This window comes from Pseudomonas sp. NCIMB 10586 (genome assembly GCF_023127895.1).
In the GTDB taxonomy this organism is placed as follows: Bacteria; Pseudomonadota; Gammaproteobacteria; order Pseudomonadales; family Pseudomonadaceae; genus Aquipseudomonas; species Aquipseudomonas synxantha_A.
Genome location: NZ_SPKQ01000018.1, coordinates 87,186 through 101,009 on the forward strand (window position 1 = coordinate 87,186; position 13,824 = coordinate 101,009).

The following is a 13,824-nucleotide window of genomic DNA, read 5'->3' on the forward strand; positions in this document are numbered from 1 at the left end:
TTGTGCGCAAATACTATTCATGGAGGCGACAGTGCTGGAAATCCGTCATCTAAAAACACTGCATGCCCTGCGTGAAGCCGACAGCCTGGTAGAGGCAGCCGAGCGCCTGCACCTGACACAGTCCGCCTTGTCCCACCAGTTCAAGGAACTGGAAGAGCGCCTGGGCATGCCGCTGTTCGCGCGCAAGACCAAGCCTGTGCGCTTCACCAGCGCAGGTCTGCGTCTGCTGCAACTGGCGGACGCCACCCTGCCCTTGCTGCGTGGCGCCGAACGCGACATCGCACGGCTGGCAGGCGGCACCGCCGGGCGCCTGCACATGGCCATCGAATGCCACAGCTGCTTCCAGTGGCTGATGCCCACTATCGACCAGTTCCGCGATGCGTGGCCGGAGGTCGAGCTCGACCTGGCCTCCGGCTTTGCCTTCGCCCCCCTGCCGGCCCTGGCCCGTGGCGACCTGGACCTGGTGGTGACTTCCGACCCGCTGGAGCTGCCGGGTATCACCTATGTGCCGCTGTTCACCTACGAAGCCATGTTGGCCGTGGCCAACCAGCACCCGCTGGCGAACAAGTCATACATCGTGCCGGAAGATCTGCTGACGGAAACCCTGATCACCTACCCGGTGGAAAGAGACCGCCTGGACATCTTCACCCGCTTCCTGGAACCGGCCGACGTGGAACCCGCCCTGGTACGCACCTCGGAGCTGACGGTGATGATGATGCAACTGGTGGCCAGCGGCCGAGGCGTCTGCGGTATGCCCCACTGGGCGCTGCATGAGTACAGCTCACGCGGGTATGTGAAGGCCAAGCGCCTGGGCGAGAAAGGTCTGTTCGCCACGCTGTACGCGGGCATTCGGGCGGACATGCTGGATGCGCCGTACATGCGCGACTTCTTGCTGACGGCCAAGGACACGTCGTTTTCCACCCTGGATGGGGTCAGCGCAGTGCGTTAAGCGACTTCGCAGCCGCCAACGGTAACCACGATGCGAAGCGAGCCGCTCTTGATCTTGATCTGCTTTTGATCTTGATCTTAGGCGCCCCGTTAAACCACGCTGGCCGTAATCCGCCATGGATTTGGGGGGTAAACCGGCAGGGATGCCGGTTTAGCCGCCCTGCGCCATGGATGGCGCGTGGCGGCGGCCCCCCAAATCCATGGCGGATTACGGGCACACCGAGCCTGAGCGAGGTGCCGAGTGGTGGGGCAAGAGCCCTTTTGGTTACTTTTGGCTGGGCCGGCATTCCGGGCTCTTTTCCAAAAGTGACCCGCTGTAAAAGCGGAACCAATAGCAGCCGTTACCCAAATAACGGATATGTACTCAGTCTGATCCAGCATCCCAACCAACCCTGAGGCCGCCATCGGGGGCAAGTCGAACCGTCGCACCGCCCCTCCCACATTGGATATCACTGATCTTTTAACTCACGCCACATGTGGATTTTATCGAAATACTCCTCACCTACCCGCACCGCCAACGGCTCCAAGCCGTACTGAATGAAGCCGCAACGCTGGTACAGCGCAAACGCTGCCTCATTCCCGGCAGTGACAGTCAGTTGGATCAGTTCCAGCCGCGGGTGCCTACGGGCCTCCTCCAGCGCGGCCTCTACCAGTTGCCGGCCCAAGCCTCGCTGTTGATAAGCCGCGCTCACATACATGCCGAATAATGTCGCCTTGTGCCACGCCTTCTCCCGCGGTTCGAACGCCAGGCCGACGATACCCGCCAATTGGTCGCCCTCGAATGCGCCAAGCAGGTGATCCAGCGCGCTGCTCACGCGTTTTTCCCACCAGCTGAGGGGCATCGCGGCGCGCTCGGCAACACTGGAGGTAAACGCCTGGGGATAAGCGCCATAAGCCTCAAGCATCAACGCCCGATACGCCAGGGCATCGCTAGCCTGCAGCGGGCGAATCATCATGCGCTGAACAAGGAAGCACGATAATGCGGCAGGATGAACTCACGCGTCAGCGGCGCCAACTCCAGGCCACCGTCGCCCATGGGGTCGATCCAGCATATTTCTTCTATTTCAGCCGCCGGTTCGACCGCCACGTCGATATGCAGCTGGTACATATCGGCCTGCACCATAAAACCCGGCTCGTTTGCGGCCCGGCTCGAGAATTGGCCGAGGTACACGGCTTCTTGCGGATTGATGTGCAGGTTCAGCTCTTCGTGCAGCTCACGAGCCAACGCCTGGAGCGGGGTTTCGTCAGCGTCGATCTTGCCGCCAGGCTGCATGAAGGCCCGGGTGCCGCGCTTGCGTACCAGCAGGGTTTGGCCGTCTTTATCGATCAGGACGGCGGCGGCGATGCGGATAGTTGAATGGCTCATGAAGGAATCGAGGTCTCGTCCGGTTGTTTGATGAATATGCTGTATTTGGCACCCTCCATGGCTTCGAAGGCAATCAGCTTGTCTACCAGCGGCAGGTTCAACACCTTGCCGGCGTTGAGCAGCAACATGCCGTTGTCGGCATTGAGGTTGCGGGCAAGCACCATCCCGGCTTCAAGTTCGCGGGTAGTGAGGACTTTGACCGTGGGGTCGCCCAGGGTCACGTCACTGAGGAAAGTCGCGCAGGCCAGCACAAAGTCTTCCACCAGCGTCGGGTCATACAAACGCCCGGCGTATTTGCGGATATACAGCAGCGCTTCGTCGCTGTTCAGGTGCCGCTCCAGGATCAAGCCCTTTTGCAGCTCGATGAAATCCACCGCCAGCTTCAACAACCGCGCCCCCGCCGGAATGGCCTCGCCCTTGAGGTGGTCGGGAAACCCCGAGCCGTCCCACCGTTCCTGATGATGACGAATGATCCGCGCTGCATCCTTCATCGGCTCCAGGGTCATCAACAGTGATTCGCTTTGCGTCGGGTACTCGCGATACTGCGCGCGGTCGGTGCTGTGCAGCTTGTCCGCCGGCGACACCATCATGCTGTCGCTCCAGCTCAGCTTGCCGATGTTGTACAGCGCGGCGGCCATGGTCAGGTCGCGGGTGCTGGCTTCGTCCAGGGACTGGGCGGCGCAGCACACGCGGATCAGCTCGATCAACGCGCGGTTGGTCTGCTTGTTCTTGGGCAAGCGCAGGTTGGCCAACAGCGAAAACACTTCAGTGCCGGTCACGTAGCTGCGCTTGAGCTCGTCATAGGCCAGGTCGAGCATATCGGCGGTCTGCTGCAACTCGGCGGTGCGCGCGGTCACGCGTTTTTCCAGGGTGGCGTTGAGCGCTTTGAGCTGCTCGTTCTGCTCGCGGGTCAGTTGTTGGAGCCGCTGGTGTTCGAGGCACTGCTGCAGCACCAGTATCAGCTCTGCGTCATTCCAGGGCTTGCTGATGTAACGGTGGATCTGCCCGTCATTGATTGCCTTGATGATGGTGTCATGGTCTGCGTAACCGGTGAGCAGGATGCGGCCGGTGGCGGGATACAGGCGGTGAACCTGCGCCAGAAGCGTGGCCCCGTCCATACCGGGCATACGCGCATCGCTCATCACCAAATCCACGGGCCGACTGGCCATGATCTCCAGCGCCTGGGTGCCGCTGGTGGCCAATAACACCTCGTAAGGCTGGCCGCGCAGCAAGCGGCGCAGGCTATTGAGGATCGATTCCTCATCGTCAACCAGCAAAACGGCAGACTTCGTAGCGAGTTGTTCATCCATGGTGACTCTGCCTTCAAATTGAACGAAGTTAAGCTAGATTGACGAGGGGGGACGTGCCCGTACCGGCTCCCGGCGCACAGCGCTGTTGATTTGACGCCAAGTGGCCGTCGATATCAAGGAGCTCGACTATGCTGTCACTGCCAGTGGGCACCGAGCTACGCAGTCCAGCCAGGGAAGGAATCGCTATGCCATCAAGTCTTTTGCCTAGGCCAGACGCGCCATGAACACCCAAGGTGAACGTGCCAACCGTCGCATCCTCATCGTCGATGACACCGCCTCGATCCATCAGGACTTTCGCAAGATCCTCTGCGCCGATGAAGACGGCAAGCCCTCCCTCGATACCCTGGAGTCGACCCTGTTCGGCACCACTGCACCGTTGCGCCAAGCGTTCGAGCTGGATTCCGCCTACCAGGGTCAGGAAGCGCTGGCGCTGGTGAACAAGGCGCTGGCGGACAACGCCCCCTACGCCATGGTGTTTATCGACATGCGCATGCCGCCCGGCTGGGACGGGCTGCAAACCATCGAACAGCTATGGAACGTCGACCCCAACCTGCAAATCGCCCTGTGCACCGCCTACTCCGACTATTCCTTTGAGGCCATCGAAGCGCGACTGAAATACAGCGATCAGTTGCTGATCCTGAAAAAACCTTTCGACCCCTTGGAAATCCGCCAGATGGCCAGCGCACTGACCTGGAAATGGCAACTGGCCCAGGACGTGGCCCACAAGGTGCTCGGCCTGGAACGCATCATTGAAGAACGCGTGCAGGAACTGCTCAAGGTCTCGCACCTGTTGCAATACGATGCCCTCACCGAGTTGCCCAACAGCACGTTACTCGGCGACCGGCTGACCCAGGCCATCGCCCTGGGCCGGCGGCATGACTCGCAACTGGCGGTGATGTTTATCGGGCTGGACCGCTTCAAACGCATCAACAACGCCCTCGGCTATCCGGTGGGCGATGAAGTGCTGCAGCACGTCAGTCGCAGCCTGGTGGCGACGGTACGCGCTTCGGATTCAACGTTTCGCTACGGCGCCGATGAGTTCGTGATCCTGCTCAACGATATCCAACACCCTCAGCAAACCCAACACATTGCGCAAAAACTGCTCAGCGCCGTCAGCGCAACGCGTCATATTGCGGGGCACGACCTGAACGTCACCGCAAGCCTGGGTATCAGCATTTACCCCAATGACAGTACCAATGCGGTGCAACTGATCAAGCACGCCGAAACCGCCATGCGCACCAGCAAGGAACGTGGCCCCAACGACTTCAGCTTTTACACCGAAGACATGAACCGCCGCGCCCAGCACCAGCAAAACCTGGAGAGCGCGATGCGCCAGGCCCTGGAACGCCATGAGTTCGTCCTGCATTACCAACCCAAGCTGGATCTGGCGTCCGGGCGGATCGTCGGCGCCGAGGCGTTGACCCGCTGGTTTGAACCGCAGTCAGGCTGGATCAGCCCGGCGCAGTTCATTCCGGTGGCCGAAGACAGCGGGCTGATCGTGCGCCTGACCCAGTGGGTGTTGCGCCAGGCCTGCGAGCAAGCCCAAGCCTGGCGGGATCTGGGCCTGGCGCCGCTGCGCATGTCGGTGAACATCTCGGCGATCGACTTTCGCCAACGGGACTTCGTCGACAACCTGGCCGCCATCCTCAAGCAAACCGGCCTGCCGCCCGCCCAGCTGGAGCTGGAAATCACCGAAAGCGTGCTGATGCAGAATGTCGACGAGACCGTAGATACCCTGCGCAGAATCAAGGCCATAGGCGTGCGTCTGGCGCTGGACGATTTCGGCACCGGCTATTCGAGTCTGAGCTACCTGCGGCGCTTTCCCATCGATGTGCTGAAAATAGACCAGTCCTTCGTGCGCGGCCTCAGCGTAAATAACCAGGACGAACAACTGATCAGCGCTATCATCGGCATGGGCAAGAGCCTGGAGCTGAACATCATTGCCGAAGGCGTGGAAACCGTCGAGCAACTCAATTTCCTCAAGGCCCACAAGTGTGAAGAGGGCCAGGGTTTTCTCTTCAGCAAGGCGTTGCCCCCCAAGGATTTCGTGCAGTTGCTGCAAGTGGGTTGCGCGACACTGATGCCCCATCCATAGCCCTAGGCCTGCAAGGAGTGCTCGCTTGAGCAACGTTTCAACTACCCGATTCAGCCTTGTGCTCGCGTTGGGCCTGTGCACCGGCGCAGTACTCGCGGCCGCACCGCTGGACGAAGCCCTAAAGCCGTTGCCGAGTGTTCCCCTACAGGATCCGGCCAAGGTTGAGCTGGGCCGTCGGCTGTTCAATGAGCCACGCTTATCGGCCAATAACAGCTTGTCCTGCGCCAGCTGCCATCACCTGGAAACCGGCGGCGCCGACAACAAACCTTTCTCCCTTGGCCTGGATGGCAAGCCGGTGCCACTCAATACGCCCACCGTGTTCAACGCCAGCCTGAACTTCAAGCAGTTCTGGAATGGCCGGGTCGACACCCTTCAAGCGCAGATCGAGCACGCGGTCATCAGCCCGGTGGAAATGGGCAGCGACTGGAAAGCTGTGGAATACAACCTGTCCGCCCACCCTGATTACCAGCGCGCCTTCGCGCAGGTGTATGCCGATGGCGTCAGTGCCGCCAACGTGCAGGATGCGCTGGCGAGTTACGAGCGCACGCTGCTGACGCCCAACTCGCGCTTCGACCAGTACCTGCTGGGCAACACCGAGATACTGACGATCAAGGAAAAATACGGCTACCAGCGTTTCAAGGAGTACGGCTGTATTGCCTGCCATCAGGGCGTGAATATCGGCGGCAATATGTTGCAGAAATTCGGCGTGATGGACGATTACTTCAAGGCACGAGGCAACCCGGTCGAATCGGACCTGGGCCGCTACCTGCTGACCGGCGATGAAGAGGACCGCCACGTGTTCAAGGTGCCCAGCCTGCGCAATGTGGCCGTCACCGCACCTTACTTCCACGACGCCTCGGCCAAGACGCTTGAAGAGGCGGTTGACGTGATGTTCAAGTATCAGTTGGGGCGCAATCCTTCTCAGGAAGACAAGGAGCTGATTATCCAGTTTCTCAGAACCTTGACCGGCGAATGGGCGGGCAAGCCGCTATGAGACGTTTTTCGCGCCGTCGTGCCAGCCAGATGCTGCTGGGCCTGATAGCCTTGTTATTGGCCTCTACACTGGTGTTTTTGTACCTCAAATCTTCCCGCGACCAAACAGCCACTTATACCCAGTCCCGGGACCTGATCCGCCAGCTTCAGCAACTCAATGCCCAATGGGACAGTGAAGTGCTCAAGGCCCGGATCGCGATTACCCACAACTACGATCCGCTGGTCACGCCCCTCTCGGACATGACCCGTATCTGGTCTGAACTACAAGGCCGCGACACCTACCACAACCCTGCCGACCTGCCGAGTTGGCAAGCCAGCCAGGCAGCGTATGTGGCCGCTATCCAGGAAAAAGCCCGGCTGGTGGATCAGTTCAAGTCCCACAACGCCGTATTGCGCAACTCGCTGGCGTTTTTGCCGACCGCCGAAGACGACATTCAAGCCCAATTCAACCAGATTGACGATCAAGGCCGGCTGCAAGTGCAAGGCGTGGCCACCGACACTTACGACCTGCTGCTCAGCAGCCTGGAGTTTGCCCAGGTCACCAGCGATGAACGCGCCGCCGATATCCTGGTGGGCCTGGGCAAACTGGCGATCAACAAACAGAGCCTGCCCAGTGAGTTCCAGGCGCCGGTGGAGATCCTCAGCAACCATATTTCGCTGATCCTGCGCGAGCAGCCGCTGGTCAACAGCCTCCTCGAACGCATTGCCGCCGTGCCGGTGGCCGAGCGCCTCGATGACCTGACCACCCACCTCAATCAGGACCAGCAGACCGCGGACCTCGTTGACCATCAATATCATCGCTACCTGCTGATCTTCTCGACGCTGCTGGTGGTGCTGTTGCTCTACCTGGCGGTGCGTCTGCTGCGCAGTTTCGCCGAGATCAACCGCGTCAATCGCGCCTTGCAATCGGCCAACGAAACCCTGGAGCAACGGGTGGAACGGCGCACCCAACAACTCAAGGATGCCCAGAGCGAACTGCTGGACAGCGCCCGCCAGGCAGGCATGGCAGAGATCGCCACCAACGTGCTGCACAACGTCGGCAACGTGCTCAACAGCGTGAATATTTCTGCCGAGCTGGTCAGCCGTAAACTGCGCAGCAGCAAAGCGCTGGGCCTGGGCAAAGCGATGCAACTGATCAACGCACACCAGGGCGACCTGGGCACCTTTCTCACCGAAGATGCAAAGGGCAAATTGCTGCCCGGCTACCTCAACCAACTGGTGGAAGCGATCGCCGTGGAGCAACAGGGCATGAGCGATGAGCTGGCGCAACTGAGCAAAAGCATCGATCACATCAAGGACATCGTCTCGACCCAGCAATCCTATGCCGGCGCCGCCACATTGCTGGAGCCGATCAATATCGGCGCCTTGATGGACGATGCCCTGCGCATGAACGCCGGCGCGCTGAGCCGTCACCACGTCACTGTGGTCAAGGAATACGCACAGGTACCGCAGATCCTCGGCGACAAGCATCGCCTGCTGCTGATCATGGTCAACCTGATCAGCAACGCCAAGTACGCCATGTCCAACCTTTCCGAGAGGCCACGGCAAATCACGCTGAAGGTCGAGGCCCAGGGTGAAGATACCTTGAAGATCAGTGTGAAGGACGATGGCGAAGGCATACCACCCGAGAACATGACACGGATCTTCACCCATGGTTTTACCACGCGCAAAGAAGGCCATGGCTTCGGCCTGCACAGCTGCGCCCTGGCCGCGGTGCAAATGCACGGCCAGCTCAGTGCTCACAGCGACGGGCCGGGCCTCGGCGCGGTATTCACCTTGACCATTCCCCTGACCCTTGCCGGAAGCAGCTCATGAACCAACCTCCCAACCGGCGCGTCCTGCTGATCGATGACACACCGTCCATTCATGAGGATTTTCGCAAGATCCTGATGCCGGATACTGCGCCCAACCAGGCGCTGGATGACATGGAGTCGGCACTGTTTGGTGACGCGGCCAAGCCCCAGGCCCAGGCGTTCGAACTGCATTCGGCCTATGGCGGCGAAGAGGGCCTGGGCTTGCTCACCAGCGCCATGGCGCAGCAGCGTCCTTATGCACTGGCGTTCGTTGACATGCGCATGCCCCAAGGCTGGGACGGCGCGAAGACGATCGAGGCGTTATGGCAGGTCGCACCCGAGTTGCAAGTGGTGGTGTGCACCGCGTACTCGGATTACTCCTGGGAAGACCTGCTGTTGCGCCTGCAGGCCCATGACCGTTTGCTGATCCTGAAAAAACCGTTCGACAATATTGAAGTGCAACAGATGGCCAATACCCTGGCTAATAAATGGGACATGGCCCGGCGTGCGTCGCTGCAAACATCTCTGCTGGAACAACTGGTTGAAGAACGCACCCAGGCGCTGCAATTGGAAATCAACGAGCGCAAGCATCTGGAAAGCCAACTGGTGCAGTCGGAAAAGCTCGCCTCCCTTGGGCAGCTCGCCGCCGGCGTCGCCCATGAAATCAACAACCCGGTGGGGTTTATTTCCTCCAACCTCAGCACGCTCGACAGCTACTTCACGCAGCTGCAACAGATGCTCGACGCCTATCAACGCAGCGAGGAACACCTCGCGGCGCCAGAACAGCGGGATCAGCTAAAGGTTTTGCGCACCGACCTGGAACTGGATTTCCTCAAGGAAGACATACCGATCCTGATCCGCGAATCCAAGGAAGGGATTGGCCGTGTCGTGCAGATCGTCAAAGACCTGAAGAACTTCTCACGCGTGGATAACGACCAGACCTGGCAATTGGCTGACCTGCAGCAAGGCATCGATTCGACCCTGAACATCGTCGCCAGCGAACTCAAGTACAAGGCCGACGTGGTCAAGCACTACACGCCCCTGCCGGACATCGAATGCCTGGCCTCGCAGCTCAATCAGGTAGTGATGAACCTGGTGATCAATGCGGCCCAGGCCATGGGGCCCCAGCGTGGCACCATTACCATCAGCAACGGCGTGGAAGGCGAGAATATCTGGCTGGAAGTGGCCGATAACGGCTGCGGAATTGCCCCTGAAAGCTTACAGAAGATTTTCGACCCGTTCTTTACCACCAAGCCTGTGGGCGAAGGGACTGGACTGGGATTGTCACTGTCCTACGGCATCATCAAGAAACACGGCGGGGATATCTCCGTCAGCAGCGAACTGGGCAGGGGCACGACATTTCGCGTGGTGTTACCGATTCGCCAGAAGGCGGCGTAGGGCACGCCGCCGAATCATCCTCACGCGTCGGCTTTCGGGGTCGACCCAAACGAGGCAAAGCGCTTGTTGAAGCCGGCAATGCGGCCTTCGGCTTGGGTCTTGCGCTGTTGGCCGGTGTAGACCGGGTGCGAAGCACTTGAAACATCCAACGGGATATAGGGATAGGTGTTGCCGTCGCTGTGTGTGTGGGTGCGGTCGCTGTCGGCAGTGGAGCCGATGAGGAAGTACACGTCGGCGGCGGTGTCGTGGAACAGTACGGTGCGGTAGTCGGGGTGGATACCAGCTTTCATAAGGCCTCCGGGGCGTTTGGGTGCATTAGACGCGTTATACAGTAACACTAAATACCCCTGCAAACGAGAACCGATTGCAATAATAACCGCTGGAAACGTTCCAGGCGTTCCTGGAAGTCCCTTTCCAGGAAATCGAGCTAATCCATGATTGAGCTCATCGGTTCAAACCAATCCGACTCAACTGCCGGTCGCCCCGAGTTTTGACTTAACCAAATCAGGCGTGGCTTCGTTGTGCTTCACTGCGTTGACATAGCCTTGAACGACCCCCACCAAATTCCCCCTCGCAGCACTGAAAAGTGCCTGGTCAAAACCATCAGCCCGAGTTTTATCGAACCCCTTCTTGGCCCCCTTCACAGCCTCCGCCAACCCCGCATTTGAGTCGCTGATGCCCAGGAGAATATTGCTCAGCCCCGGGATAAACCAGGTTCTCTTGCCGATCTTACCGGAAACATGCTGCAGGTTATCCTTGTTGGCGCCGCCCTGGGTGACATGGCGGTCGTTGGTACTGTCCAAGCGGTGATGGTGCCGTAGGGCTGAATAACCTTGCTCCGTAAAGTCCTTCCACATGCCTGCCGGCGTGCCGTGCCGCGCATCACCGCTACGGGTGATGCCTTCAAGGTCGCCATTGTCATGGGCTTTGCCTCGGTGTTCGCCTGTAGTCGATAAAGACGTATCGATATAGTTAAGCACCCGCGCAGCGTTGAATGCGGCATCCGCTCGTGACTCAGGGTCTTTATTGTTACTCGTCCAATCACCCAGAAGTTTGTAAGCCAATGGACGATTAATATCTTTTTGATGGCCGAGGTTTTTGAGGATCGGATTGTCGTTGATGATTTCGTCCGCAGTGCGGGTATCACCCGGTGGACGGCCAGTGGAGATTTCCGGCTTGCGACTCACATTCCGCTCAGGTTTCTCGATACCTTCCATTCGTTGATGTTCTTGGGCGACTTGCTCTCGTTGGGAGCCGGTTAATTGGCTCTTATCCCAGTTGGGAATGATCGGGATATAAATCGAGGCATGATGAGTATTGTTCGATGCCGATATCGATATAGACATAGGTAAGTCTCTTGCTCTGTGGTTATACATTCCTTCTGAGTAACAGCGTCCTTAGTCTTACATTCGATGAATGGTGATTGGGCAGTCATAAGTTCCTCTATGAGGCTGATAGCTTTTTTTGTCTGGACTGATGCATAGACGCACAAATACGCGACTGAGCGATCAATCCTTGTCCGTGCTTAATCCAGAGGTGCAGAATGGGTGATCGACCTGAAGAGTCCGAACCCAAGGAAACCGTATGAGCCTGTCCTTGTTAAGCCGCTACGCCTTCTTTGCTGTGTGCGTCATTTTCACCCTCGCCAGCCTGCCCTTTATCGAACACGAATGGTTGTGGCCCATTACTCTGGTCACCGGCATCCTCAGCCTGATCGGCATTTTCGACCTGCTGCAAAGCCCCCACGCGGTGCGCCGCAACTACCCGATCCTGGGCAATATCCGTTACCTGGTGGAAGGCATCCGCCCGGAAATCCGCCAATACCTGCTCGAATCCGACAGCGACGCCCTGCCCTTCTCTCGGGCCCAGCGTTCGCTGGTGTATTCGCGCGCCAAGAACGAAACCGCAGACAAGCCCTTCGGCACCTTGATCGATGTATACCAGTCGGGCTTCGAATTTATCGGCCACTCCATGCGCCCGGCACCGTTGAGCGACCCCAGCGCATTTCGCGTAATGGTCGGCGGCCCGCAGTGCACACAACCGTACTCGGCGTCGGTGTTCAACATCTCGGCCATGAGCTTCGGCTCGTTGAGCGCCAACGCGATTCGCGCGCTCAACCAAGGCGCCAAGCTCGGCAACTTTGCCCACGACACCGGTGAAGGCAGCATCAGCCCCTACCACCGTGAAAACGGTGGCGACCTGACCTGGGAACTGGGCAGCGGCTACTTCGGCTGCCGCACCAGCGACGGCCGTTTCGACCCGGAGCGCTTTGCCGCGCAGGCGCAAAACCCGCAAGTGCGCATGATTGAAATCAAGATGAGCCAGGGTGCCAAGCCCGGCCATGGCGGGATCCTGCCCAAGCACAAGGTCACCCAGGAAATCGCCGACACCCGCGGCATCATGATGGGCGAAGACTGCATCTCGCCGTCACGCCACAGTGCGTTTTCCACGCCCATCGAACTGATGCACTTCATCGCCCAATTGCGTGAACTGTCCGGCGGCAAACCCGTGGGTTTCAAGTTCTGTCTGGGCCACCCGTGGGAATTCATGGGCATCGCCAAGGCCATGCTCGAAACCGGCATCCTCCCCGACTTTATCGTGGTCGATGGCAAGGAAGGTGGCACCGGCGCAGCCCCCGTGGAGTTCACCGACCATATCGGCGTGCCGCTGCGTGAGGGTTTGCTGTTTGTGCACAACACCCTGGTGGGCCTGAACCTGCGCGACAAAATCAAACTCGGCGCCAGCGGCAAGATTGTCAGTGCGTTCGATATCGCCAGCGTCCTGGCCATCGGCGCCGACTGGGCCAACTCGGCACGTGGCTTCATGTTCGCCATTGGCTGCATCCAGTCCCAGTCATGCCACACCAACAAATGCCCGACCGGCGTGGCCACGCAAGACCCACTGCGCCAACGTGCCTTGGTCGTGCCGGACAAGGCCCAGCGTGTGTTCAACTTCCACCGCAACACGCTGCACGCCCTGGCCGAAATGCTTGCCGCCGCGGGCCTGGATCATCCGTCGCAGTTGTCGGCCAAGCACTTGGTGCGACGCATGTCGGCAACAGAGATCAAACTGTTCTCGCAGCTGCATGTGTTCTTGAAGCCCGGCGAATTGCTCACGGGAGACGTGAACGGCGAGTTCTATTCGCGCATGTGGCAGATGGCGCGAGCAGACAGTTTTGAGCCCCATGAAACCGCTGCTGCCTGAAGGACGCCTACCATGTTGAAAGTCATCGCTGAAGACTTTATCAAGCCAGAGCACCTGGAAACCGTGCGCCCGTGGTACGCCGAACTGGTGGAAAAAACCCGCCAGGAACCGCTGTGCGTTGCCTACGATCTGTTTGTCGATCAAAAAGACCCAGGGCATTTTATCTTTATCGAACAATGGCCTGATCAGGCGGCGCTGGATGCGCACTGCCAGACCGAGCACTTCAAACGGTTGGTGCCGCAGATCAATGAGCTTCAAGCCAAGCCGTGCCGGGTCTTGTTGATGGATGCTTTCTGACAAGACCTACCGCCTGCTGAACCGGACCACCGACGGCATCGTTGAAACAAGGAGATTCACATGCCGTTACTGGACTTCGCTGCAATCGCCGCGCAATTGCCCGACAGTTGGAAATCCACACGCTTGGGTCAGGTTGGCCCGGCGCGGATCAAAGTATTGCGCATGGATGAGCAGGCGTACGAGGAAGAAACCCACGGCTACAACGAAGGGTTGTTGGTGATCAGTGGGTACTTGCACCTGTGCATCGGTGATCAAGTCATCAGGGTGGATGCCGGCCAGATGTACCTCGTGGAGGCCGGCACTGCCCACGGTGTGCTCACCGGCAGCCGGGGCATTCTGGTGATCATTGATGTCTAGAGACATTCAGTAATATCCAACCTTTGCAATTGCTTACAAATACCGCCAACCTGCGCCCGCTCG

General features: G+C 59.2%; 13 protein-coding genes. 8 read left to right on the top strand and 5 right to left on the bottom strand.

What is annotated here, in order from left to right; genetic code table 11:
• Nucleotides 1-31 precede the first annotated feature (31 nt).
• Entirely contained in the window at nt 32-949 is a 918-nt protein-coding gene (gene metR / locus E4P01_RS08485) for a transcriptional regulator MetR (RefSeq protein ID WP_005785216.1), read from the top strand.
• Nucleotides 950-1,397: 448 nt separating this feature from the next.
• Here the strand turns inward: metR and E4P01_RS08490 are convergent, their stop codons facing one another.
• The 3 genes from E4P01_RS08490 to E4P01_RS08500 are packed head-to-tail and all read right to left on the bottom strand — an operon-like array spanning nt 1,398 to nt 3,624.
• Nucleotides 1,398-1,904, bottom strand: coding sequence for a GNAT family N-acetyltransferase (locus E4P01_RS08490; RefSeq protein ID WP_032877554.1), 507 nt, complete (start codon nt 1,902-1,904; stop codon nt 1,398-1,400).
• A complete protein-coding gene (locus E4P01_RS08495; protein ID WP_078820390.1) occupies nt 1,901-2,314 on the bottom strand; it encodes an NUDIX domain-containing protein in 414 nt (137 codons plus the stop codon). The genes E4P01_RS08490 and E4P01_RS08495 overlap by 4 nt, the downstream gene beginning before the upstream one ends.
• Nucleotides 2,311-3,624: an HD domain-containing phosphohydrolase gene (locus E4P01_RS08500; protein WP_078820389.1), complete on the bottom strand. Its 1,314-nt coding sequence runs from the start codon at nt 3,622-3,624 to the stop codon at nt 2,311-2,313. The genes E4P01_RS08495 and E4P01_RS08500 overlap by 4 nt, the downstream gene beginning before the upstream one ends.
• 220 nt (nt 3,625-3,844) lie before the next feature.
• On the opposite strand from E4P01_RS08500, the gene E4P01_RS08505 reads away from it, so the two are divergent.
• From E4P01_RS08505 to E4P01_RS08520, 4 genes are read left to right on the top strand one after another with little or no spacing between them, the layout of a single operon-like run.
• Nucleotides 3,845-5,719, top strand: a complete 1,875-nt coding sequence (locus tag E4P01_RS08505) for a GGDEF and EAL domain-containing protein (RefSeq protein WP_216090809.1) — start codon at nt 3,845-3,847, stop codon at nt 5,717-5,719.
• Between the two features lie 58 nt (nt 5,720-5,777).
• Nucleotides 5,778-6,713 carry a cytochrome c peroxidase gene (locus E4P01_RS08510; RefSeq protein WP_248129988.1) on the top strand — a complete coding sequence of 312 codons (936 nt, stop codon included), beginning with the start codon at nt 5,778-5,780 and terminating at the stop codon, nt 6,711-6,713.
• Nucleotides 6,710-8,527: a DAHL domain-containing protein gene (locus E4P01_RS08515; RefSeq protein ID WP_216090807.1), complete on the top strand. Its 1,818-nt coding sequence runs from the start codon at nt 6,710-6,712 to the stop codon at nt 8,525-8,527. The genes E4P01_RS08510 and E4P01_RS08515 overlap by 4 nt, the downstream gene beginning before the upstream one ends.
• Nucleotides 8,524-9,903: an ATP-binding protein gene (locus tag E4P01_RS08520; protein ID WP_032877560.1), complete on the top strand. Its 1,380-nt coding sequence runs from the start codon at nt 8,524-8,526 to the stop codon at nt 9,901-9,903. Before E4P01_RS08515 ends, E4P01_RS08520 begins: the two co-directional genes overlap by 4 nt.
• Before the next feature lie 20 nt (nt 9,904-9,923).
• Here E4P01_RS08520 and E4P01_RS08525 read toward each other — a convergent pair whose 3' ends face one another.
• Nucleotides 9,924-10,193 (bottom strand): type B 50S ribosomal protein L31, encoded by a 270-nt coding sequence (locus tag E4P01_RS08525; protein ID WP_078820386.1) that lies wholly within the window; start codon nt 10,191-10,193, stop codon nt 9,924-9,926.
• 177 nt (nt 10,194-10,370) lie between these two features.
• Complete coding sequence (locus tag E4P01_RS08530; RefSeq protein ID WP_228309388.1) at nt 10,371-11,249, bottom strand: hypothetical protein; 879 nt, start codon at nt 11,247-11,249, stop codon at nt 10,371-10,373.
• Between the two features lie 238 nt (nt 11,250-11,487).
• Here E4P01_RS08530 and E4P01_RS08535 point away from each other — a divergent pair, with 238 nt between their 5' ends.
• The 3 genes from E4P01_RS08535 to E4P01_RS08545 are packed head-to-tail and all read left to right on the top strand — an operon-like array spanning nt 11,488 to nt 13,761.
• Entirely contained in the window at nt 11,488-13,107 is a 1,620-nt protein-coding gene (locus E4P01_RS08535; protein WP_032877564.1) for an FMN-binding glutamate synthase family protein, read from the top strand.
• Nucleotides 13,108-13,119: 12 nt separating this feature from the next.
• Nucleotides 13,120-13,404 carry a putative quinol monooxygenase gene (locus E4P01_RS08540; RefSeq protein WP_078820384.1) on the top strand — a complete coding sequence of 95 codons (285 nt, stop codon included), beginning with the start codon at nt 13,120-13,122 and terminating at the stop codon, nt 13,402-13,404.
• Nucleotides 13,405-13,464: 60 nt separating this feature from the next.
• Nucleotides 13,465-13,761: a cupin domain-containing protein gene (locus E4P01_RS08545; RefSeq protein ID WP_122736110.1), complete on the top strand. Its 297-nt coding sequence runs from the start codon at nt 13,465-13,467 to the stop codon at nt 13,759-13,761.
• Nucleotides 13,762-13,824: the final 63 nt, after the last annotated feature.